Source organism: Corynebacterium sp. c3Ub_189 (assembly GCF_039907195.1).
Taxonomy (GTDB): domain Bacteria; phylum Actinomycetota; class Actinomycetes; order Mycobacteriales; family Mycobacteriaceae; genus Corynebacterium.
In genome coordinates this window covers 1-443 of record NZ_JASBOF010000072.1, presented here as the reverse complement: position 1 = coordinate 443, position 443 = coordinate 1, and the positions used below count along the sequence as shown (strand labels likewise).

General features: G+C 55.1%; 1 protein-coding gene. It reads left to right on the top strand.

Annotated features, from left to right (window positions below):
* Window positions 1–443, top strand: a 443-nt coding sequence (locus QKD99_RS11560) for an IS3 family transposase (protein WP_347951497.1), incomplete at both ends; no start/stop codon positions are given.

Genomic DNA, 443 nt, shown 5'->3' with positions numbered 1-443 from the left:
TTCTTCTACCACCAGAAACGACTCAGCGAGCCGGATAAGCACGCTGCGCTCAAAGACGCGATCTTAGAAAGCTTCGAGCGTAACAAGCATCGCTACGGCTACCGACGAGTGCTACTTGACCTGCGCAACCAGGGGTGGGTGGTCAACCACAAGCTCGTCTACAAACTCATGAGCGAAATGGGGCTTCGAGCCAAGGTCCGCCGGCGCAGGCCATATGTTTCTTATAACGGGACGATCAGCCACATTGCCGACAACACGCTTGACCGCAAGTTCACCCCAGATAAGCCAAATACCGTCTTTGTTAGCGACGTCACCGAGTTCAGGGTCGCAGGCCGCAAGGTCTACCTGTCACCGGTGATGGATCTGTTCGACCGTTCAATCGTTGCCCACACCGTGGCTACATCGCCGTCGACAGCGTTTACCGCCGATTCTTTAACTAAGAC